This is a genomic window from Sabulicella flocculans, from assembly GCF_045449635.1.
Taxonomy (GTDB): domain Bacteria; phylum Pseudomonadota; class Alphaproteobacteria; order Acetobacterales; family Acetobacteraceae; genus Roseococcus.
The window spans coordinates 64,628-86,106 of sequence record NZ_JBJJBR010000001.1; the positions used below are offsets into that span (position 1 = coordinate 64,628).

The window sequence follows — 21,479 nt, forward strand, 5'->3', positions numbered from 1 at the left end:
CGCGTTCACCAATCCTCCACCCCGGACGTCCATGCTGCGCCCATGGAGGCGCGCCGCATGGACGAGACCTTTCCCCCCGCGCTGCTGGCGCAGTACCGGCCCGACTGGGTGATCGGCCGCGGCCGATCCTCCATCGTCTGGGCGGTGACGGAGCGCGGCACCAACCGCGCCCTGGCGCTGAAGCGCCTGCCGCTGGCGGTGATGGCGCAGGCCTGGCCGCGCCACCCCCACCTGGTCACGGTCGTCGGGCAGCCGCGGTGGGAGATGCTGGTGATGGAGCGCGTCCGCGGCCTGCCCCTGCGGGACTGGCCCTCGCCCGGCCGCCCGCTGGAGGCCGGCGCGGCCGGCGCGCTGCTGTTGCCCAGCCTGGACGCGCTGCGGGCGCTGCACGCCGCGGGCGTGGCGCATGGCGGGGTGCATGGCGGCAACATCCTGGTGCGCGGCGCCGCCGACCCGGTGTTGCTGGAGCCCGAGACCGGCCGGGTGCCCGTGCTGGGCGCCGCGCCCGAGGTGCTGTGCGGCGAGGCGCCGCACCCGGGCGGCGACGTCTGGGCCTTCGGCGTGCTGGCCTACCTGCTGCTGACCGGCCAAGCGCCCTGGGCCGGCGCGCCGGAGGCGATGCGCGAGATGATCCTGGAGGAGCCGATCATCCCGCCGCGCCAGCTGGCCCCCGGCCTGCCCGGGCCGCTGGAATCCTGGCTGCTGCGCGCCCTGGCCCGCGCCACCACCCGCCGCTTCGCCGATGCGGGGGAAGCGCTGCCCGCCCTGCGCGCCGCCCTGGCCGAGGCGGAGGCGGCGCATGCGGGGGTTGCGCAGGCGGGGGGGTGACTCCGGCCCGGCAAACGGGTTAGCAAGGGCTCCCATGGCGCGGTTCGTATTCGTTACCGGCGGCGTGGTCTCTTCCCTCGGAAAAGGCATCGCGGCGGCATCCCTCGGGGCCCTCTTGCAGGCGCGCGGCTACCGCGTGCGCATCCGCAAGCTCGACCCCTACCTCAACGTGGACCCGGGGACGATGAGCCCCTACCAGCACGGCGAGGTCTTCGTGACCGATGACGGGGCCGAGACCGACCTCGACCTCGGCCATTACGAGCGCTTCACCGGCGAGCACGCGACGCGCGCCGACAACTGGACCACCGGCCGCCTGTATTCCGAGGTCATCGCCAAGGAGCGCCGCGGCGACTACCTGGGCGCCACCGTCCAGGTCATCCCGCACATCACCGATGCCATCAAGGACGCGGTGGTGGCCGACACCGAGGCCTACGACTTCGTCCTCGTCGAGGTCGGCGGCACGGTGGGCGACATCGAATCCCTGCCCTTCCTGGAGGCGCTGCGCCAGCTGGCGAACGAGCTGACGCCCGCGCGCTCGCTCTTCGTCCACCTGACGCTGGTGCCCTACATCCCCAGCGCCGGCGAGCTGAAGACCAAGCCCACCCAGCACTCGGTGAAGGAGCTGCTGGGGATGGGCATCCAGCCCTCCATCCTGCTGTGCCGCTGCGACCGCGTGATCCCGGAGAACGAGCGCCGCAAGATCGCGCTGTTCTGCAACGTGCGGCCCGAGAGCGTCATCCCCGCCTACGACGCCAAGTCCATCTACGAGGTGCCGCTGAACTACCACCGCGAGGGGCTGGACCGCGAGGTGCTGCGGCACTTCAACCTGTCCATCTACGGCGAGCCCGACATGCGCCCGTGGGAGCGCATCATGGAGCGCATCACCAACCCGGAAGGCGAGGTGACCATCGCCGTGGTCGGCAAGTACACGGGGCTGCTGGACGCCTACAAGTCGCTGAACGAAGCGCTGGCCCATGGCGGCATCGCGCACAACCAGCGCGTCCGCCTGGACTGGGTGGACAGCGAGGTGTTCGAGCGCGGCGAGGAGGAGGTGGTGGCGCGGCTGCAAGGGGTGCACGGCATCCTGGTGCCCGGCGGCTTCGGCGAGCGCGGCACGCCCGGCAAGATCGCCGCCGTGCGCTTCGCCCGCGAGCGCAAGATCCCCTTCCTGGGCATCTGCTTCGGCATGCAGATGGCCGTCATCGAGGCCGCGCGGAACCTGCTGGGCATCGAGAAGGCGAGTTCCACCGAGTTCGGCCCCTGCGAGGAGCCGGTGGTGGGGCTGATGACCGAATGGGTGCGCGGCAACAGCACCGAGACCCGCGGCGAGACCACCGACCTGGGCGGCACCATGCGGGTGGGCGTCTATCCCGCCGCGCTGGCCGAGGAATCGCTGGTGGCGCAGGTCTACGGCGCCACCCGCATCGAGGAGCGCCACCGCCACCGCTACGAGGTGAACGTGGCCTACCGCGACCGCCTGGAGGGCGGCGGGCTGCGCTTCTCCGGCATGTCGCCCGACGGGCGCCTGCCGGAAATCGTGGAGTACCCCGACCACCCCTGGTTCATCGGCGTGCAGTTCCACCCCGAGCTGAAGAGCAAGCCCTTCGCGCCGCACCCGCTGTTCGCCGGCTTCGTCGGGGCGGCGGTGAAGCAGGCGCGGCTGGTGTAGCGGCGATGGCCTGGGCGGTGCTGGCCGTGGCCGGCCTGTTCGAGGTGGTCTGGGCCTTCGCGATGAAGCAGTCCGCCGGCTTCACCCGGCTGTGGCCCAGCCTGGTGACGCTGGGGGCCATGGCCATCAGCTTCGCGCTGCTGGCGTGGTCCATGCGGGTGCTGCCGCTGGGCACCGCCTACGCGGTCTGGACCGGCATCGGCGCGCTGGGCGCCTTCGTCGTCGGCATCCTGTTCCTGGGCGAATCCGCCAATCCGCTGCGGCTGCTGGCGGCGGCGATGATCCTGGGCGGGCTGGTGCTGATGAAGCTGGCGTCCTCAGACGGCTGAGGGCCGCGTGGCGGCGGCCACCACCGCCGCCAGCAGCAGCCCGGCCACCCACCAGTACTGCCACGCCCCGTAGGACAGCATGGCCACCGCCAGCCCGGCCGCCAGCGCCCCGCAGGCGGCCGGGCTGCGCGCCGCCTTGCCCAGTTCCCACAGCAGCCAGCCACCCAGCGCGGCGCCCACCATGCCCAGTTCCAGCCACAGCTGCAGGCCCAGATTGTGCGGGTGCAGCGGCAGCAGCTGCGCCTGCGCCGCGAAGAACGGCCCGCCCAGGCCGAAGCGCGCCAGCACCGCCGGCGACGCCTGGCCGCTGCCGCCGGGGATGGCGCGCGAGGCCTCCATGCCCCAGCCCAGCCAGGGATGTTCCCAGATGCGGGCGCCGACGAAATCCCAGATCAGCAGCCGGTGCGCGGCCGAGGGCGGCCAGTGCGACAGGTCCAGCCCCGGCCCCAGCAGCCCCAGCGCCAGGAAGGGCGCGCCCAGCACCAGCAGCGCCGCGCCCAGACCGATGACCTGCCCGGCCAGGCGCGGCCGCAGCGCGCACAGGATGGCGGCGGCCAGCCCGGCCAGGGCGGCGATCTTCGCCGCCTCGCCCGGCAGCAGCAGGGCGGCGCCCAGGGTGGCGGCGGCCAGCGCCGCGCGGGCGGGCAGGGGCAGGCCGGGCGCGGCGAAGGCCAGGGGCGCCAGCAGCGCCATGCCGGCCATGGCGTTCTTCAGCCCGAAGCCCAGCACCTCGCTGCCCGGCGGCACGCCGCGCACGGCGGCGCGCACCGCGTGGCCGGTCATCTGGTCCAGCACCGCCAGGGCCAGCCCGGCCAGCAGCCCGCCGCACAGCCAGCGCGCCAGGCGCGGCGCCGGCCCGATGGCCTGGGCGGCCAGCGCCGTCAGCACCACCATGCCCGCCAGCCGCGCCGCCACGTCCAGCGCGCGCCCCGGCTCGGGCGACCACAGGGCGGAGAGCGCGGCCCAGCCCAGCAGCGCCAGCGCCGGCCAAGCCAAACGTGGCAGCGCGCCCGGCCGCCAACCGGCGCGCCAACCCAGCGCCACCGCCGCCAGCAGCGCCAGCAGCGCCACCGGCGCCAGCAGGCGCGATTGCAGCACCAGCGCCGCCGGCAGCAGCGCCAGCGCGATGCCCAGGGGAAGCGCGGCGCGGGTCACACCGCGGCGATGCTTTCGCGCCGCAGCTCGACATGCAGCTGGTCCAGCGCGCGGCCGAAGCGGTTCAGCATGTCGGTGATCTCGGCTTCCGTGATGATCAGCGGCGGCGAGAAGGCGATGCCGTCGCCGGGCAGGGCGCGCATGATGAGGCCATTGTCCTGCGCCAGCGCCACCAGCCGCGGCGCCACCTTGCGCGCGGGGTCGAAGTTGCGGCGCGCCGCCTTGTCCTCGACCATCTCCACGGCGGCGATCAGGCCGCGGCCGCGCACCTCGCCCACCAGCGGGTGGTCGGCGAAGCGCCGGCGCAGCCCGTCCTGCAGCACCGGCGCGACGCGCCCCACGTGGCCGATGATGTCCAGCTCGTCGTAGATGCGCAGCGTTTCCACCGCCACCGCGGCGGGCACCGGATGGCCGGAATAGGTGTAGCCATGGCCGAAGGTGCCCAGCGAGGCGCTGCCATCCGCCAGCCCGTCGAACACGCGTTGATTCACCATCACGGCGGAAATCGGCAGGAAGCTCGACGACAGCGCCTTGGCGCAGGTCAGGATGTCGGGCGCGATGCCGAAGCTCTGGCAGCCCCAGTAGGCGCCGGTGCGGCCGAAGCCGCAGATCACCTCGTCGGCCACCAGCAGCACGTCGTGGCGGCGCAGCACGGCCTGGATCTTCTCGAAATAGGTGGCGGGCGGGACGATGACGCCGCCGGCGCCCATGATCGGCTCGGCGAAGAAGGCGGCCACCGTGTCGGGGCCCTCGCGCAGGATGGTCTCCTCCAGCTCCGTCGCCAGGCGGGTGGCGAACTCCTCCTCCGTCTCGCCCTCCTGCGCGCCGTGGTAATGGTGCGGCGTCGAGACGTGGTGGATGCCGGCGATCGGCAGGTCGAAGAGCTTGTGGTTGTAGGGCAGCCCGGTGAGCGAGGCCGAGCCGATGGTGACGCCGTGATAGCCCTTGAGGCGGGAGATGACCTTCTTCTTCTCCGGCCGGCCCACCGCGTTGTTGAAGTACCACACCATCTTCAGCGCGGTGTCGTTGGCCTCTGAGCCGCTGTTGGCGAAGAAGACTTTGGACATGGGCACCGGCGCGCGCTCCAGCAGCATCTCCGCCAGTTCCACCTGCGGCTCGTGCGTGCGGCCGGTGAAGCCGTGGTAGAAGGGCAGCTGGCGCATCTGCCGCGTCGCCGCCTCCACCAGCCGCTCGTTGGAGAAGCCGAGCGCGGCGCACCACAGCCCGGCCACCGTCTCGATGTAGCTGTTGCCCTGGTCGTCGAAGACGCGCACGCCCTCGCCGCGGGTGATCACCAGCGGACCGTTCTTCTGGTGGGCGTGGGCATCGGTGTAGGGGTGCAGCACCGAGGCGACGTCGCGCATGGCGGTGCTGTTGCGGGGCGGGGTCATCGCGGCTCTCCTGTCCCGTGCATCCTAGCTGGCCGCGCGTTTCAAGGAAGGGCATAACCGCCGTCATGGAAACGACCGTCCCGCACGCCTCCCACTGGGGCTTCTTCGACGCCGTGGTGCGCGACGGCCGCTTCGTCGAGGCCCGCCCCTTCGCGCAGGACCCGCTGCCCCCGCGGCTGATCGCCGCCACGCCCGAGACGGTGCACAGCGCCGCCCGCATCGACCGCCCGCACATCCGCAAGGGCTGGCTGGAAGGCCGCCGCGCCGGCCATGCCCGCGGCGGCGACGCCTTCATCCCCGTCTCCTGGGACCGCGTGACCCGGCTGCTGGCCGAGGAGGTGGCGCGCACCCGCGCCGAGCACGGCGCCAGCAGCATCTTCGGCGGCTCCTATGGCTGGTCCTCGGCCGGGCGCTTCCACCATGCGCGCACCCAGTTGCAGCGCTACCTGGCGCTGGGCGGCGGCTTCACCTCCAGCGTCAACGCCTATTCCTACGCCACCGCCCAGGCGCTGCTGCCGCACGTGCTGGGCGACGTGGAGGTGCTGCTGGGCCGCATGACCGACTGGGCCGCCATCGCGCGCCACGCCCGGCTGATGCTGTGCTTCGGCGGCCTGGCCGAGAAGAACGGCCAGGTCACCAGCGGCGCCGCGGCGCAGACCTACGTGCCCAACATGCTGGAAGCCGCGCGGGCGGGGGTGCGCTTCGTCAACCTCTCGCCGCACCGCGGCGACACCATGGCGGCGATGGGCGCCGAATGGGTGCCCATCCGCCCCGGCACCGACGCGGCGCTGCTGCTGGCGATGATCCGGCACATCCTGGCGATGGGCCTGGAGGACCGCGCCTTCCTGCGCACCCACGTCCATGGCTGGGACCGCTTCGCCGCCACGCTGGAGGGCCGCACGCCCGAATGGGCCGAGGCCATCACCGGCGTGCCCGCCGCCACCATTCGCGCGCTGGCGGAGGATTGCGCCCGCACGCCCACCATGCTCACCGCCGCCTGGTCGCTCCAGCGCGCCGATTTCGGCGAGCAGCCCTATTGGGCGCTGGTGGCGCTGGCCTGCGCCATCGGCTCCATCGGCAAGCCAGGGCAGGGGGTGGGCTTCGGCTATGGCTCCTCGGGCGGCATCGGCAACCCGCGGCGGCCGCTGCCGGCGGTGGGGATGCCCGGCGTGCCCAACCCCATCCGCGACGTCATCCCGGTCGGCCGCATCACCGAGCTGCTGGAGAATCCGGGCGGCACGCTGGACTATGACGGCCGCAGGCTGGCGCTGCCGCGCATCCGCATGGTGTGGTGGGCCGGCGGCAATCCCTTCCACCACCACCAGGACCTCAACCGCCTGCTGCGCGCCTGGGCCGGGCTGGAGACGGTGGTGATCCAGGAACCCTGGTGGACCGCGCCGGCCCGCCACGCCGACATCGTGCTGCCCGCGACCACCACGCTGGAGCGCAACGACATCGCCTCCACCAGCCGCGACCGCTTCGTGCGCGCCATGCACCAGGCCATCCCGCCGCAGGGCCAGGCGCGCAACGACCACGACATCCTGGCCGACCTGGCGGACGCCGCCGGCTTCCGCCCCCGCTTCACCGAGCAGCGCGACGAGGGCGCCTGGCTGCGCCACCTGTATGGCCGCTTCGCCACCGCCTGCGCCCGCCAGGGCCTGGAGGTGCCGCCCTTCGACGAGTTCTGGGCGCGCGGCCATGTCGAGCTGCCGCCCATCGCCGCCGGCGAGGAATACACCCAGTTCACCGCCTTCCGCGCCGACCCCGAGGCGCACCCGCTGGACACGCCCAGCGGCAAGGTCGAGATCTTCTCCGACGCCATCGCGGCGATGGACCTGCCCGACTGCCCCGGCCACCCTGCCTGGATCCCGCCCCGCGAATCCCTGCTGGACGCGGCGGAGGACGAGCTGCACCTGCTGAGCTTCCAGCCCGCCACCCGGCTGCATTCCCAGCTCGACCCCGGCCGCATCGCCGCCGCCGACAAGATCGGGGGCCGCGAGCCCATCCACCTGCACCCGGAAGACGCGGCGGCGCGCGGCCTGGCGGAAGGGCAGGTGGTGCGGGTGTTCAACCGGCGCGGCGCCTGCCTGGCGGGGGTGCGCCTCAACGCCGGGCTGATCCGCGGCGTGGCGCAGATGGCGACGGGGGCGTGGTTCGACCCGCTGGAGCCCGGCGTGCCCGGCAGCCTCTGCGTGCACGGCAACCCCAACGTGCTGACGGCGGATGTCGGCACCTCGCGCCTCGGCCAGGGGCCGTCGGCGCAATCCTGCCTGGTGCGGCTGGAAGCCTGGGAGGGCCCGCTGCCCCCGGTGCGCGTCCACGCCCCGCCCCGCATCGAGGAGGTCCCGGCATGATGCGGCGCCGCACCCTGCTGCTGGCCAGCCCGCTGCTGCTGGCCCAGGCCCCCGCCGTGCGGCAGGATGACAGCGTGGCCCCCGGCTGGCGGCGCGACATCCTGGCCCGCTGGGGCGACCGCGTGACCTTCGACGCGCCCCCCTGGGACCCCCGCGCTGTGGACGCCGAGGGCGCGGGCGCGCAATTCGGCTGGGACGGCCGCATCGCCGCCCTGGTGCCGCCGCCCCCGGCCGCCGATGCCGCGCCGCGCGCCGTGCTGGCCGTGGTCCACCCCACCGTGGAGGCGCGGCTGGCCTTTCCCGGCGGCGCGGACCGCGCCGAGGTGGCGGGAATGATGCAGGGCGCCTCCCTGCTGAACCTGGAGCGCCAGGGCGGGCGCTGGATCGTGGTGGAGGGCGGCTTCCAGTCCCGCCGGCTGACGGCGCAGACGCTGTGCCGCGGCCCGGCCGGCGCGCTGCGCGGCGTCATCGCCCCGCGCGGCGGCAGCGCCACGCCCTGGGGCAGCCTGCTGCTGGCCGAAGGGGACACCGGCGCCTGGACCCGCCGCCTGGGCCTGGACCCCGCCGCCCACGGCTTCCTGGTGGAGCTGGACCCGCTGGACCCGCAATCCATCCCGGTGAAGCGCGCCGCCCCCGGCCGCTTCCCCAAGGCCGACTGCGCCGCCACCACCACGCGCGACGGCCGCGCCGCCGTCTTCATGGCCGAGATGGGCGAGGCCGGCTTCCTGTTCCGCTTCCTGTCCGCCGGCCCGGCGCGCGAGCCCGACGCGCTGGATGCCGGCACCCTGGCCGTGGCGCGCAACGCCGGCGGGCGCCTGGCCTGGGCCGCGCTGCCCGGCGCCGGCGACCCGCTGGCCGAGGCGCGCGCCGCCGGCGGCACCCCCTTCGCCGGCATCGCCGCGCTGTCCTGGGACGCGCCGCGCAACCGCCTGCTGCTGGCCACCGCCGAGGGCGTGGCGGAGCTGCGCGGCGAGGCGGGGGCCGAGGCCGGGGTGCTGGCGCTGCTGGCGCGCCTGCCCAACGCCGCCTGCGCCGTGGCCGACGCGCGCGGCCGCGTGCTGGCCGGCACCGACGCCCAGGGCCGCGTCGGCCCCACTGCCGAGACGCTGTTCCTGGACGGCCAGGCCCTCTACGGCGCGCCGCGCGCCGCGGGCATCGGCGGCGCGGCGGTGCTGCCGGACGGCACCGTGCTGACCATCGCCCGCCGCCCGGGCGCCGAGCCCGGCGCCTCCTTCGAGCGGCCGGCGACGCGCTGGCCGGAATTCACTCCGGGCGTGCCGCCGCGGACGGCGCTGCTGTCGCTGGGGCGCTGAGCACGCGCGCCACCGCGCCGCGCCATTCGGCGTGGCGCTGCGCGGCCTCGGCCATTGCCATCGCCGGGGTGAAGCGGCGGTCCAGCCGCCAATGGGCGGCGGGCGCCTCCGGCCCCGGCAGCAGCCCGGCGGCGTGGCCGGCCAGCCAGGCGGCGCCCAGCGCCGTGGTCTCGGGCACCGCCGGGCGGTCCACCGGGGCCTGCAGGATGTCGGCCAGGAACTGCATGGTCCAGTCGCTGGCCACCATGCCGCCATCCACCCGCAGCACCAGCTCGGCGGCCCCCGGCCAGTCGGCCCGCATCGCCGCCAACAGGTCGGCGGTCTGCAAGGCCACGGATTCCAGCGCGGCGCGGCAGATCTCGGCGCGGCCGGTGCCGCGGGTCAGGCCCAGCAGGGCGCCGCGCGCCCCGGCGTCCCAGTGCGGGGCGCCCAGCCCGGTGAAGGCCGGCACCAGATGGACGCGCTGCGCCGGGTCGGCCTTGGCCGCCCATTCCCCGGCCTCCCGCGCGTGGGCGATCAGGCCCAGCCCGTCGCGCAGCCACTGCACCGTGGCCCCGGCGTTGAAGATGGCGCCTTCCAGCGCGTAGGCCCGCCGCCCGCCGAGCTGCCAGGCCACGGTGGTCAGCAGCCGGTGCGAGGAGGCGACGGGCTCCCCGCCCGTCACCAGCAGGGCGAAGCAGCCGGTGCCGTAGGTGGACTTCACCATGCCCGGCGCGAAGCAGGCCTGGCCGATGGTCGCGGCCTGCTGGTCCCCCGCCATGCCCAGCACGGGCACCGGCGCGCCCAGCACCGCGGTGTCGCCGAAGCGGCCGGCGCTGTCGCGGATCTCCGGCAGGGCGACGGGGGGCACGCCGAACAGCTCGCACAAAGCCTGGTCCCAGGCGCCGCTCCGCAGGTCCATCAGCAGCGTGCGGGAGGCGTTGGTGGCGTCGGTGGCGTGCACCCGCCCTTCCGTCAGCCGGAACAGCAGGAAGCTGTCCACCGTGCCCAGGCACAGCGCGCCGCGCGCCGCGGCGTCCCGCGCGCCCGGGTGGGCATCCAGCAGCCAGCGCATCTTGGTGGCCGAGAAATAGGGGTCCAGCCGCAGCCCGGTGCGCGCGGCCACCGCCGCTTCCTCGCCGCGCAGGGCGTCGCACAGCGGGGCGGTGCGGCGGTCCTGCCAGACGATGGCGCGGCCGATCGGCTTGCCGGTCGCGCGCTCCCACAGCACGGTCGTCTCGCGCTGGTTGGTGATGCCGATGCCGGCCACGCCGGCCGGGTCGGGCGCCACCTCGCGCAGCACCTGCACGGCGTGGCGCAGGATCTCCTCCGCGTCGTGCTCCACCCAGCCGGGGTGGGGGAAGTGCTGGGGCAGTTCCACCTGCGCGGTGCGCAGCGGGCGCAGCGCGGCGTCGAAGGCGATGGCGCGGGTGGAGGTGGTGCCCTGGTCCAGGGCCAGCAGCGTGTCGGTCAAGGTTGCGTCCCTCCCATGGGCGGCGGATGATGGCGGTGAATCAGGATCCCCGGAATGCCCGTCCCCAACCGCCTCGCCGCCCTGCAGCCCGAGATGGCCCAGTGGCGCCAGACCCTCCATCGCACGCCCGAGCTCTGCTACGAGGAGCGCGCGACCTCTGACTACGTGGCCGCCCGGCTGGCCGAATGGGGCATCGAGGTGCACCGCGGCCTGGGCGTGACGGGGCTGGTGGGGGTGCTGCGCAACGGCACCTCGGGGCGCACCATCGGCTTCCGCGCCGACATGGACGCCCTGCCGATGAGCGAGGAGACCGGGCTGCCCTACGCCTCCGCCGTGCCCGGCCGGATGCACGCCTGCGGCCATGACGGCCACACCGCCATGCTGCTGGGCGCCGCCCGCCACCTGGCCGAGACGCGCAACTTCGACGGCACCGTCCACTTCATCTTCCAGCCCGCCGAGGAAGGCGGCGCCGGCGCGCGCGCCATGATCGAGGACGGGCTGTTCGCCCGCTTCCCCTGCGATTCGGTGTTCGGCGTGCACAACGACCCCAGCCTGGAACTGGGCCAGGCCTCCGTGGTGGCCGGGCCGGTGCTCGCGGCCTCCGACCGCGTGGCCATCGCCATCACCGGCAAGGGCGGGCACGCGGCGCGTCCGCACGCGGCGGTGGACCCCATCCTGGTCGGCGCGCAGATGGTGGTGGCGATGCAGGCGCTGGTGGCCCGCCGGGTGGACCCGCTGGATTCCGCCGTCATCTCGCTGTGCCAGTTCCACGCCGGCAGCGCATCCAACGTCATCCCCGAAACCGCGGAGATCCAGGGCACCGTGCGCACCCTGCGGCCGGAGACGCAGGACGAGATGCAGCGCCTGATCACCGCCACCGCGCAACACGTGGCGGCGATGAACGACGCCGAGGCGGTGGTGGACTACACCCGCGGCTATCCCCCCACCGTGAACCACGCGGCGGAGACGGAGCGCGCCGCCCTGGCCGCGGCGCGGGTGCTGGGCGAGGGCGGCGTCATCCGCAAGCGCCCGCCGAACATGGGGGGCGAGGACTTCTCCTTCATGCTGCTGGAGCGCCCGGGCTGCTTCGTGAAGCTGGGCCAGCGCCAGGGGGAGAAGGGCGCGGTGTCGCTGCACAACCCGCGCTACGACTTCAACGACGACCTGCTGCCGGTGGGGGCGGCCTTCTTCGCCGCCCTGGCGGAGCAGGAACTGCCGCGGGGCTGACGGCAATGGACGGCGAGGCGCCGCGCTGGGCCGGCGGGGCGCGCGCCGGCGCGGTCGAGGCGGCGCCGGCCCGCACCGGCTTCTGGGGCCGCATCGGCACCCGCGCGGCGGTGGTGCTGCTGCTGATGCTGGCGGTGCTGGGCTTCCTGGCCGGCAACGCGCTGCTGATGCTGCATCGCCAGGGCGACATCATCGAGCGCATGGGCGTGCGCGACCGCGCCACCATCGAGGCGGTGGACGACTTCACCTCCGACGTCGCCGACTTCTCCCAGGCCTTCGCCGCCGTGCTGGCGAGCGCCCTGCCGCCCACCGTCACCGGGCCGCGCATGCGCCGCAACGCCCAGGGCATCACCGACAGCCACGCCAAGCTGGTGGGCCTGCTGGGCGAGCGGCTGAACCCGGTGGTGCGCGAGGCCGCGCGCGACATGGCCGCCCGCCTGCCGGAGGTGGGCGAGCGCGTGGCCGACAGCTTCACCCGCCGGGCGCGCGCCGAATGGGCCGGGCTGCAGGAGGAGTGGCTGGACATGGTCACCGCCTTCAACAACCTGGCCAGCGAGGCGCGGCGCCTGTCCAAGGCCGATGCCGACGAGAGCCTGGCCCAGGCACACCGCCTGCGCGCCGAGGGCGAGCGCGCCACCCTGGTGGGTGCGCTGGTGGGGCTGCTCTGCCTCGGGCTGGTCTGGCTGGTGCTGGTGGTGCTGACGGTGAAGCCGCTGGGCCACGTCGCCGCCGCCATGCGCCGCCTCGCCGCCGGCGACGCCGAGGGCCAGGTGCCGGGCACCGAGCGCGCCGACCAGGTGGGGGAGATGGCGCGCGCCGTGGCGGTGTTCCGCACCAACCTGGCCGAGACGCGCGCCCTGATGGAGCAGGCGCTGGACGGCGCGCGGCGCACCGCCATCGTCACCACCCAGGCCAGCCAGGCCATCGGCCAGGTGAGCGAGGGCAGCCTGACCCAGCTGAGCGAGCTGCGCGCGGTGTCCGACGCGCTGGGCCACACCACCCAGGCGGTGGCCGATGTCGGCCGCTCCACCCAGCAGGCGCGCGACACCGCCGCGCAGTCCCGCGCCATCCTGCAGGGCAGCCTGGAGAAGGTGCGGCTGCTGATCGAGACGGTGGACGCGGTGGGCGAGGACACCGAGCGGGTGACGCGCATCGCCGCCACCATCGCCAAGATCGCCACCCAGACCAACATCCTGGCCATCAACGCCGCCATCGAGGCGGCGCGCGCCGGCGAGCACGGCCGCGGCCTGGCGGTGGTGGCGGAGGAGGTGCGCCAGCTCGCCGCCTCCAGCGAGGCGCTGGCGCAGGAGATCGCCGACGTGGTGCTTCAGGCCGGCCGCCGCACGCGCGAGGGCGCGGGCGCCGCCGCCGCGGTGGGCGCGGGCATGGACGAGTTCGAGCGGCTGACGGAGGAGACGGCGCGGCTGGCCGCCTCCATCGCCGTCGCCATGGAGGAGCAGCAGGCGACGGTCGCCAGCCTGGACGAGCGCGTGGCCACGCTGACGCGCATCGGCCAGGGCAACGCCACGGCGGCGGAGGAGATCACCGTGACCATGATCGACCTGTCGCGGCTGGCGGCGGAATCCCGCGCGGCGGTGGAGAGCATGGCGGCCAGCCGCGGATGAGCGCGGCCATCCTCGTCGTGGACGACAGCTCCTTCAACCGGCTGCTGCTGAAGCGCCGCCTCGCCGAGCTGGGCCACGGCGAGCCGGAGATGGCCGCCGACGGCGTGCAGGCGCTGGCCGCCATCGCCGCGCGCCGCTTCGACGTGGTGCTGCTGGACCTGGAGATGCCCGAGCTGGACGGCATCGGCGTGCTGGAGCGCCTGCACGGCCGCGCCGACGCGCCGCCGGTGATCGTCATCTCGGCCCAGACCGACATGGCGGGCGTGATCCGCTGCATCGAGCTGGGGGCGGAGGACTACCTGCCCAAGAGCTTCGACCCGCCGCTGCTGCGCGCCCGCCTGCAGGCCGTGGTGGACAAGAAGGCCCTGCGCGACCTTGCCGACCAGCGCCGCGCCGCGCTGGAGGCGGAGATGGAGACGGCGCGGCGCGCCCAGCTTTCCATCGTGCCGCGCGGCTTCGCGGCGCTGGCGCGGCCCGGCTTCGCCCTGCACGCCCACATGGAGCCGGCGCGCGAGGTGGGCGGCGACCTGTACGACCTGCTGCCGCTGCCGGGCGGGCAGGTGCTGTTCGGCGTGGCGGACGTGACCGGCAAGGGGGCGCCGGCCGGGCTGACCATGGCGCGCTGCTTCGGGCTGGTGCGCGCCGCCGCCCGCATGGCGCCGGGCGTGCCCGACCCCGCCGCGCTGCTGGCCCTGGCCAATGACGACCTGGCGGCGGAGAACGAGGAGATGACCTTCGTCACCGCCCTGTTCGGCGTGCTGGACCCCGCCACCGGCGCCGGCCGGCTGTGCAACGCCGGGCACGAGGCGCCGCTGCGCCTGCGCGCCGGTGGCGCCGCCGAGCTGGCCTGCGGCCCCATCCAGCCGGCGCTGGGGGTGGTGGAGGGCTATCCCTACGCCAGCCACCCCTTCGCCATCCCGCCCGGCGAGGGCCTGCTGCTGCTGACCGACGGCGTGACCGAGGCGCAGGACCCCGGCGGCGACCTGCTGGGCAAGGAGGCGGTGCTGGCCGCGCTGGGCGGCACCACCGCGCCCGAGGAAGCGGTGGCCAAGCTGCTGATGGCCATCGCCGCCCACGCGCGCGGCGCGCCGGCGGCGGATGACGTGACGATGCTGGCCCTCAGCCGCCCAGGTGCCTGACCAGGAACTCCGCCGAGCGGCCGCCGGCGATGGTGGCGGCGCGCGCGTCGTAGGAATGGCCGCCGATGCGGGCGAAGGCGTGGTCCACGCCCGGGTGCACCATCACCGTCGCCAGCGGGTTGCCGTCCAGCCCGGCCTTGATGGCGGCCTGCGCCTCGGGCGGGACGAACTTGTCCTTCTCGGCGATGTGCGCCAGCACCGGCCCGCGCAGCGGCGCGCCCACCAGCCCGTCCAGCCCCACGCCGTAGTAGGAGACGTTGGCCTCCGAATCGGTGCCCTGGGCGGCCTTGAACGCCATGCGCCCGCCCAGGCAGAAGCCCATGGTGCCGACCTTGCCGGTGCTGCCGGCCATGCCGCGGGCGTGGGTGATGGCGGTCTGGATGTCCATCAGGCCCTTGTCCTGGTCGAAGCCGTTCATCAGGGCGAAGGCCTTCTCCCACTGGCCCTGGCCGCCATCGGGGTCCAGCTGGGTGCCGGGCTGCTGCCGCCAGAACAGGTCGGGCGCCAGGGCGATGAAGCCCATGGCCGCCACCCAGTCGCAGATGGCGCGCATGTTGGCGTTCACCCCGAAGATCTCCTGGATCACCACCACCGCCGGGGCGGGGTTGGCCTTGGGCAGCACCAGGTGGCAGGCGAAGCGGCCGGCGCCGTCCGCGGCGTCGAGCGTGATCTCTGGCATGGGGCCTCCCTTGGCGATTCCGGATCGGGCGGCCATGTTGCCGCAGGATGAGACGCCGCGCCATGCTCGCCGGGACCGCCCTGCTTTCCGCGCCGGCGCTGGCGCAGGGGGATGCCGCGCTGGCCGCCGCCGGCTGGACCCATGGCGAGTACGACGGCATCCGCCCCGCCCGCTTCCGCGCCCTGCCCGACGGCGTGGCGCTGGAGGGCGAGGGCGCCGGCTCCTTCATCTGGCGCCGGGTGGAGGGCGCGGCGGCGTGCCTGTCCTGGCGCTGGCGCGTGGACCTCGGCCCGCCGCCCACCGACCTGACGCGGCGCGGCGGCGACGACCGCGCGGTGAGCGTGGCGGTGGGCTTCGCGGGCTTCCCGCCCCGCGCCGGCTTCCTGGCGCGGTCCCAGCACGCGGTGGCGCAGGCGGCTGCGGGCAGCCACCGCCTGCCGCGTTCCGTGCTGATCTACGCCTGGGGCGGCACGGGGCAGGAGCCGCCGCATTTCTATTCGCCCTGGATGGGCGGGCTGGGGCGCGTGCGGGTGCTGCGCCCCGCCACGGCGCCGACCGGCCGCTGGTTCGAGGAGCGGGTGGACCTGGCGGCGCATTGGCGCGACAGCTTCGGCGCCGACCCGCCGCCGCTGCAGGAGGTGGCGATCGGCACCGACACCGACGACACGCGCGCGCGCTTCAGCGCGCAGGTGGAACGCCTGCGCTTCGGCGCCTGCTGAGGAGACAGCCCGCTTGCCCATCGAGCGCAAGGAGTTCCGCGACGCCATGGCCCGGCTGGGCGCCGCGGTGAACGTCGTCACCACCGATGGCGAGGGCGGGCGCGCCGGCTTCACCGCCTCCGCCGTGTGCAGCGTCACCGACAGTCCGCCGACGCTGCTGGTCTGCCTCAACCGCGCCGCCTCCTCCAACGCGGTGTTCCTGCGCAACATGGTGCTGTGCGTGAACACCCTGGCGGCGGGGCAGGAGGAGATCAGCAACGCCTTCGCCGGGCTGACCGGGCTGGAGGGCGAGGAGCGATTCAACGTCGGCGCCTGGTCGCGCCTGGTCACCGGCTCGCCGGTGCTGGACGGCGCGGTGGAGAGCTTCGACTGCCGCGTGCGCGAGGTGCTGGTGAAGGGCACCCATTCCGTGCTGTTCGCCGAGATCGAGGCGGTGCGCCACGGCACCGACGGCGCCGGGGCGCTGATGTATTTCGGGCGCTCCTACCACTCGGTCGGCGCGGCTCACCACTCGCCGAAATAGACTCCCGCCGCCTTGTGGCGGTCGGTGCGGAATTCCGCCTCCGCCCAGGTCAGCGTGGTGCGGCATTTGAGGGTGGAGGCCCAGTGCCACAGCGCCTCGCGCATCGCCGCGCGCACCCCTTCCAGCGCGGGGTCGGTGCCGCGGTCGTGGAACTCCTCCGGGTCGGCCTGCAGGTCCCACAGCATGGGCGGCAGGCCGGAGGTCCAGTGGACATATTTCCACCGCGCGTCGCGGATCATGAAGGCGCGGTGCTGGCCGGTGGGCAGGCCCAGCCGGCGGCGGGCGCCGCGGAAGGTCCAGTCCAGCTCGCTGATGGCGTGGCCACGCCATGCCGCGGGGGCCTCGCCGCGCAGGAAGGGCATCAGCGAGCGGCCCTCCACCACGTGCTCGGCGCCATCCAGCCCCAGCGCGTCCAGGATGGTGGGGACCAGGTCCACGGCCTCGGTGAAGCGGTCCACCGTGACGCCGCGCGCCCCGCCGGGGATGGCGGCCAGCATCGGCACGCGCTGGATGCAGTCGTGGAACAGCTCCTTCTCGCCCAGCCAGTGGTCGCCCAGGTAGTCGCCATGGTCGGAGGTGAAGAGGACCAGCGTGTCCTCCCACCGCCCCAGCCGGTCCAGCAGCGCCCAGACGCGGCCCAGGTGGTCGTCGAGTTGCGTGACGAGTCCCTGGTAGGCCGGGCGGACGGTGGCGATGCAGTCGTCGCGCTGGAAGGATTCCGCCACCTCCTCGGCCTGGAACTCGCGCATGGCCGGGTGCACGCCGGGGCCGCGCTCGGCGTCGTGGCGGCGGACCGGCAGGCAGTCCTGCGCGCCGTACATGGCGTGGTAGGGGGCGGGGGCCACGTAGGGCCAGTGCGGCTTGACGTAGGAGAGGTGCAGCACCCAGGGGTCGTCGCCCTGCGCCGCGATGAAGCGCAGCGCGTGGTCGGTGGTGTAGGCGGTTTCGCTGTGCTCCTCCCTCACGCGGGCGGGCCAGCGCACGTTGCGCATCTTCCAGCCGGAATGCTGCGTGCCGTCGGGCGCGGTGACGGCGATGACGAAGTCGGTCCAGGGGTCGGCGCTGTCATAGCCCTGGGCGCGCAGCCAATGCGCGTAGGCGGATTGCGTCTCGGCATGGTGGCCGTCATGGCGGTCCAGCAGGGTGAACCAGCCCTCGCGCAGAAGCACCGCCAGCTCATCCTGGCCGTCCAGCAGCAGGCGGCGCATCCCCTGCACGTCGGGCAGCACGTGGGTCTTGCCGGCCAGGGCCAGGGTGCGGCCGGATTCGCGCAGGTGCCAGCCCAGCGTCACCTCGCCCACGGAGAGCGGCACGCGGTTGTGGGTGGCGCCGTGCGAGGCGACGTAGCGCCCGGTATAGGCCGACATGCGCGACGGCCCGCAGATGCCCGACTGCACGTAGTGCTGCGCGAAGCGCACCCCGCGCTCCGCCAGCGCATCCAGGTTGGGCGTGCGGATGTGCGGGTGGCCGGCATGCGCCAAGTGGTCCCAGCGCAGCTGGTCGCACATGATGAACAGCACGTTCCTGATGGTGCCCACTGGCGCTTCCCCCGCTTTGGCGCACCATACCGCCAAACCACGACGGGGGAACGCCATGGACCGCTTCACGACGCTGACCGAAGCCACGATGACGCCGCGCCAGAAGGAGGTGGCCGCCGCCATCGCCGCCGGCGCGCGCGGCGGGGTGAAGGGCCCCTACAACGCCTGGCTGCACGCGCCCGAGCTGGCGGCGCGCATGGAGCAGGCGGGCCGCTACATCCGCTGGGAAACCAGCTTCCCCCCGCGGCTGAGCGAACTGGCCATCATCGTCACCGCCGCGCGCTGGCGGGCGCGCTACGAATGGTTCGCCCATGCCCGCCTGGCGGCGGAGGGCGGGCTGCGCGCGGAGATCATCGAGGCGATCCGCCTGCGCCAGCGCCCCGAGGGCATGGCGGAGGACGAGGCGGCGGTGCACGACTTCGCCCGCGCCCTGGTGGATGAGGGCGACGTGCCCGACGCCGCCTTCGACCGCTGCAAGGCCCTGTTCGGCGAGCGCGGCTGCGCCGAGCTCGTCGCCGCCTGCGGCTACTACGTCGCGGTGGGCTTCACACTGAACGTGGCGCGCGTGCCGCTGCCCGAAGGCGTCAGCGATCCATTTCCCTGATCATCGCGATGACCCCGGAGAAGTCGCGCGAGGCCCCGCCCGCCCGCGCGAAGCGCTCGTAGAGCCCCAGCGCGGCGGCGCCCAGCGGCGTGGCGGCGCCGCTGGCCTGCGCCGCCTGCTGCGACAGGCCGAGGTCCTTCAGCATCAGCGAGGTGGCGAAGCCCGGCGCGTAGCCGCGGTTGGCCGGCGAGCCCGGCACCGGCCCCGGCACCGGGCAATAGGTGGACAGCGACCAGCATTGGCCGGAGGACCTGCTCGCCACCTCGAACAGCGCCTCGTGGCTCAGGCCCAGCTTCTCCGCCAGGGCGAAGGCCTCGCAGGTGCCGATCATGCTGATGGCCAGCAGCATGTTGTTGCACAGCTTGGCGGCCTGCCCGGCGCCAGGCCCGCCGCAATGCACGATGGTGCGGCCCATCGCCTCCAGCACCGGCCTGGCCTCGGCGAAATCGGCCTCGGCGCCGCCGACCATGAAGGTCAGGGTGGCGTTCTCCGCCCCCATGGTGCCGCCGCTGACCGGCGCGTCCAGCATGCGCCGCCCTGCGGCCACGGCGCGCGCTGTCTCCACGTCCACCGTCGAGCAGTCCAGCCGCAGCGCCTCGCCGGCCGCCGCGTCCATCGCCGCCCAGGCGTCGCGCACGTGCTGGCCGGCCGGCAGCATGGTGATGACCACGTCGCGGCCCGCCGCGGCCTCGGCGGCGCTGGCGGCGGCGGGCACGCCGGCGGCGGCGATGGCGGCGGCAGAGAGGTCGAAGCCGGTGACGTCATGCCCGGCCTTGGCCAGGTTGCGCGCCATCGGCCCGCCCATGTTGCCCAGCCCGATGAATCCGATGCGCGCCATGTGCCGTGTCCTCCTCGGCCCAGCGTGGCGCGCCTGGCCCGTCAGGTCCAGCCGGCGGGCGGGCGGGCGCGCTGCGCCGCCATGCGCACCGGGGCATTGGCGGCGCCGTAGCCGTCATAGCCGGGGTCGCGCTGCAGCACCTCCAGGAAGAAGCGCTCCTGGAAGGCCGGCGTGTAGGCGTGGCGGAACAGGTGGCCCTGCGCGTCGCGGTCCAGCAGGAATTCGCGCTTCGCCAGCCGCGCCAGCTCCGCCGCGTCCAGCCCCAGGCGCGCATCCAGGTCCTCGTAGTAGTTGGCCGGGATGTCGAGCAGCGGCGGCGCGCCCTCCAGCGCGGCGAAGATGTCGGCGCAGCGGAAGGCGATGTGGTGCACCCCGGCGCCCGCGGTGGCCGAGACGAAGCGCCCGGTGGAGGTGCGCGCGGATTCCGACACGTTCACCGGCACCCGCACCCGCCGCGCCGCATCGCTGAAGGCGCGCGAGCGGATGAGGCCGTAGGGGTCGGGCAGCTCCAGCAGCGGCTCGGGCTCCAGCCCGAAGACGGAGCGCAGGAACAGCGCCAGGCTGTCCATCATGTCGGGCGTCACCGCCTGGGCCACATGGTCCACCCCCAGCAGCGCGCCGGGCGCGCCGTCGCCGATGGCGAAGTCGCCCTCCCAGGCGGTGTCCCGCACCAGGTGGATCAGCAGGCCGTCGGGGGCGCGGATGCCGGGCAGCTCGCTCTCATCCTTCCCGCGGCGCTCGGTCCAGACCGGGCAGCGCAGCGCCTCGGCGCGGGCCAGGGCGCGGGCAGGGTCGTCCACCCGCAGCGCCAGGGCGCAGACGCCGGGGCCGTGCAGGGCGAAGCGCTCGGCGGCGGCGGAATCGGGCTCGGCGTTCAGCACCAGCGAGGCGCCGCCGTTGCGCCACAGTTCCACATCCTTGGAGCGGTGGGTGCCGGCCTTGCGGAAGCCGATGCGCGAGACGAAGCGGCCCATCGCCTCGCGCGCCGCATGGTCCAGCGCGAATTCCACGAACTCCACGCCGTGCAGTCCCGGCAGGGCGGGCAGGGTGGAAAGGCCCGCCTGCTCCTCCAGCCAGATCAGCGAGCGCAAGGCGTCGCGCGCGGTGCGGCGCGAGGGCGCGCCGCGGAACTCGTCGTTGAAGATTTCGAGCGACAGCGGCCCGGCATAGCCGGCGCGCATCACCTCGCGCAGGAAGCCGGCCACCGGCAGCTCGCCCTGGCCGGGGAAGCAGCGGTGGTGGCGGCTCCAGGACAGCACGTCCATGGACAGGCGCGGCGCATCGGCGAGCTGGAGGAAGAACAGCTTCTCCGCCGGCACCGTTTCCGCGAGGCCCCTGAGGTCGTCGCCCAGGCTCAGCGTGTGGAAGCTGTCGAGGATCAGGCCCAGCGCCGGGTGGCCGGCGGCCTGCACGACCTCCCAGGCCTGGCGCCAGCGGTTGACGTGGGTGCCCCAGGCCAGCGCCTCGTAGCCCACCTGGAGGCCGCGGCGATGGGCGCGCTCGGCCATCTCGTGCAGGTCGGCCGCCGCGCGGGCGGGGTCGTCGATGGCGTGCGGCTGCACGTTGGAGCAGACCAGCACCATGGAGGCGCCCAGCGCCTGCATGGTGTCGAACTTGCGCTCGGCGCGGTCGAGGTTGCGGGCGCGCTGCGGCTCGGGCATCGCCTCGAAGTCGCGGAAGGGCTGGAACAGGTCCACCGACAGGCCCATGTCGCACGCCAGCCAGCCGGCCTCCTTCGCCGAGCCCTCGAAGGTGAGGAGGTCGTTCTCGAAGATCTCGACGCCGTCGAAGCCGGCGGAGGCCGCGGCCTCCAGCTTGTCGGGCAGGGTGCCCGACAGGCAGACGGTGGCGATGGACCGCTTCATGCGCAGCATGAAGCGGCCGTTTCTTTGCCCTCAGGCGCCGGGCGCGCGCTCCGCGCGCTTGGCTTGCGCCGCGCCGCGGGTGCGCTGGCCGCACGCGCAGTTAGGCGGCGGGCCGCGCCGTGCGCGGCCGTGGTGGTCGTGGCCCCGGGTGCCGGGCGCACGCTCCGCGCGCTTGGCTTGCGCCGCGCCGCGGGTGCGCTGGTCGGGCGCGCGGTTGGGCGGCGGGCCGC

General features: G+C 74.5%; 18 protein-coding genes. 11 read left to right on the forward strand and 7 right to left on the reverse strand.

Translation table 11 applies throughout. The features are described from left to right. Positions 1 to 42 precede the first annotated feature (42 nt). From ACI6QG_RS00395 to sugE, 3 genes are read left to right on the forward strand one after another with little or no spacing between them, the layout of a single operon-like run. A complete protein-coding gene (locus ACI6QG_RS00395) occupies positions 43 to 828 on the forward strand; it encodes a protein kinase family protein (RefSeq protein ID WP_407022580.1) in 786 nt (261 codons plus the stop codon). A 34-nt stretch (positions 829 to 862) separates the two neighbouring features. Continuing rightward, complete coding sequence (pyrG, locus tag ACI6QG_RS00400) at positions 863 to 2,497, forward strand: CTP synthase (RefSeq protein ID WP_407022581.1); 1,635 nt, start codon at positions 863 to 865, stop codon at positions 2,495 to 2,497. A 5-nt stretch (positions 2,498 to 2,502) separates the two neighbouring features. Continuing rightward, positions 2,503 to 2,826: a quaternary ammonium compound efflux SMR transporter SugE gene (gene sugE / locus ACI6QG_RS00405; RefSeq protein WP_407022582.1), complete on the forward strand. Its 324-nt coding sequence runs from the start codon at positions 2,503 to 2,505 to the stop codon at positions 2,824 to 2,826. On the opposite strand, the gene ACI6QG_RS00410 is transcribed toward sugE, so the two are convergent. Continuing rightward, positions 2,815 to 3,981: an O-antigen ligase family protein gene (locus tag ACI6QG_RS00410; protein WP_407022583.1), complete on the reverse strand. Its 1,167-nt coding sequence runs from the start codon at positions 3,979 to 3,981 to the stop codon at positions 2,815 to 2,817. The two genes, sugE and ACI6QG_RS00410, sit on opposite strands and share 12 nt — an antisense overlap. Beyond that, complete coding sequence (locus tag ACI6QG_RS00415) at positions 3,978 to 5,372, reverse strand: aspartate aminotransferase family protein (RefSeq protein ID WP_407022584.1); 1,395 nt, start codon at positions 5,370 to 5,372, stop codon at positions 3,978 to 3,980. Before ACI6QG_RS00415 ends, ACI6QG_RS00410 begins: the two co-directional genes overlap by 4 nt. A gap of 65 nt (positions 5,373 to 5,437) precedes the next feature. Between ACI6QG_RS00415 and ACI6QG_RS00420 the strand changes: the two genes are divergently transcribed. Continuing rightward, positions 5,438 to 7,726 (forward strand): molybdopterin-dependent oxidoreductase, encoded by a 2,289-nt coding sequence (locus ACI6QG_RS00420; RefSeq protein WP_407022585.1) that lies wholly within the window; start codon positions 5,438 to 5,440, stop codon positions 7,724 to 7,726. Then, entirely contained in the window at positions 7,723 to 9,039 is a 1,317-nt protein-coding gene (locus ACI6QG_RS00425) for an alkaline phosphatase PhoX (protein WP_407022586.1), read from the forward strand. Before ACI6QG_RS00420 ends, ACI6QG_RS00425 begins: the two co-directional genes overlap by 4 nt. Here ACI6QG_RS00425 and glpK read toward each other — a convergent pair. Then, a complete protein-coding gene (gene glpK / locus ACI6QG_RS00430) occupies positions 8,990 to 10,492 on the reverse strand; it encodes a glycerol kinase GlpK (RefSeq protein ID WP_407022587.1) in 1,503 nt (500 codons plus the stop codon). The two genes, ACI6QG_RS00425 and glpK, sit on opposite strands and share 50 nt — an antisense overlap. Before the next feature lie 54 nt (positions 10,493 to 10,546). Between glpK and ACI6QG_RS00435 the strand changes: the two genes are divergently transcribed. Genes ACI6QG_RS00435 through ACI6QG_RS00445 form a run of 3 tightly spaced genes read left to right on the forward strand, consistent with a single transcriptional unit; the run spans position 10,547 to position 14,483 of the window. Then, positions 10,547 to 11,719, forward strand: coding sequence for a M20 aminoacylase family protein (locus tag ACI6QG_RS00435; RefSeq protein ID WP_407022588.1), 1,173 nt, complete (start codon positions 10,547 to 10,549; stop codon positions 11,717 to 11,719). A gap of 5 nt (positions 11,720 to 11,724) precedes the next feature. Continuing rightward, the gene (locus ACI6QG_RS00440) at positions 11,725 to 13,344 is read left to right on the forward strand and encodes a methyl-accepting chemotaxis protein (RefSeq protein WP_407022589.1); all 1,620 of its coding nucleotides are present in this window, start codon (positions 11,725 to 11,727) and stop codon (positions 13,342 to 13,344) included. Beyond that, positions 13,341 to 14,483, forward strand: coding sequence for a PP2C family protein-serine/threonine phosphatase (locus tag ACI6QG_RS00445; RefSeq protein ID WP_407022590.1), 1,143 nt, complete (start codon positions 13,341 to 13,343; stop codon positions 14,481 to 14,483). Before ACI6QG_RS00440 ends, ACI6QG_RS00445 begins: the two co-directional genes overlap by 4 nt. On the opposite strand, the gene ACI6QG_RS00450 is transcribed toward ACI6QG_RS00445, so the two are convergent. Then, the gene (locus ACI6QG_RS00450; protein ID WP_407022591.1) at positions 14,464 to 15,162 is read right to left on the reverse strand and encodes a dienelactone hydrolase family protein; all 699 of its coding nucleotides are present in this window, start codon (positions 15,160 to 15,162) and stop codon (positions 14,464 to 14,466) included. The genes ACI6QG_RS00445 and ACI6QG_RS00450 overlap by 20 nt on opposite strands. A 47-nt stretch (positions 15,163 to 15,209) precedes the next feature. Between ACI6QG_RS00450 and ACI6QG_RS00455 the strand changes: the two genes are divergently transcribed. After that, complete coding sequence (locus ACI6QG_RS00455) at positions 15,210 to 15,881, forward strand: DUF3047 domain-containing protein (protein ID WP_407022592.1); 672 nt, start codon at positions 15,210 to 15,212, stop codon at positions 15,879 to 15,881. Positions 15,882 to 15,894: 13 nt separating this feature from the next. Beyond that, the gene (locus ACI6QG_RS00460; protein ID WP_407022593.1) at positions 15,895 to 16,404 is read left to right on the forward strand and encodes a flavin reductase; all 510 of its coding nucleotides are present in this window, start codon (positions 15,895 to 15,897) and stop codon (positions 16,402 to 16,404) included. Here the strand turns inward: ACI6QG_RS00460 and ACI6QG_RS00465 are convergent. Next, positions 16,386 to 17,924, reverse strand: coding sequence for a sulfatase-like hydrolase/transferase (locus ACI6QG_RS00465; protein WP_407022594.1), 1,539 nt, complete (start codon positions 17,922 to 17,924; stop codon positions 16,386 to 16,388). The two genes, ACI6QG_RS00460 and ACI6QG_RS00465, sit on opposite strands and share 19 nt — an antisense overlap. Positions 17,925 to 17,997: 73 nt before the next feature. Here ACI6QG_RS00465 and ACI6QG_RS00470 point away from each other — a divergent pair, with 73 nt between their 5' ends. Then, on the forward strand, positions 17,998 to 18,546 hold the full coding sequence (locus ACI6QG_RS00470) for a carboxymuconolactone decarboxylase family protein (RefSeq protein WP_407022595.1): 549 nt from the start codon (positions 17,998 to 18,000) through the stop codon (positions 18,544 to 18,546). Here the strand turns inward: ACI6QG_RS00470 and mmsB are convergent. Both mmsB and ACI6QG_RS00480 read right to left on the reverse strand, forming a co-directional pair. Beyond that, entirely contained in the window at positions 18,527 to 19,384 is an 858-nt protein-coding gene (gene mmsB / locus ACI6QG_RS00475) for a 3-hydroxyisobutyrate dehydrogenase (RefSeq protein ID WP_407022596.1), read from the reverse strand. The two genes, ACI6QG_RS00470 and mmsB, sit on opposite strands and share 20 nt — an antisense overlap. 41 nt (positions 19,385 to 19,425) lie before the next feature. Then, complete coding sequence (locus ACI6QG_RS00480) at positions 19,426 to 21,249, reverse strand: bifunctional sugar phosphate isomerase/epimerase/4-hydroxyphenylpyruvate dioxygenase family protein (protein ID WP_407022597.1); 1,824 nt, start codon at positions 21,247 to 21,249, stop codon at positions 19,426 to 19,428. Positions 21,250 to 21,479 lie beyond the last annotated feature (230 nt).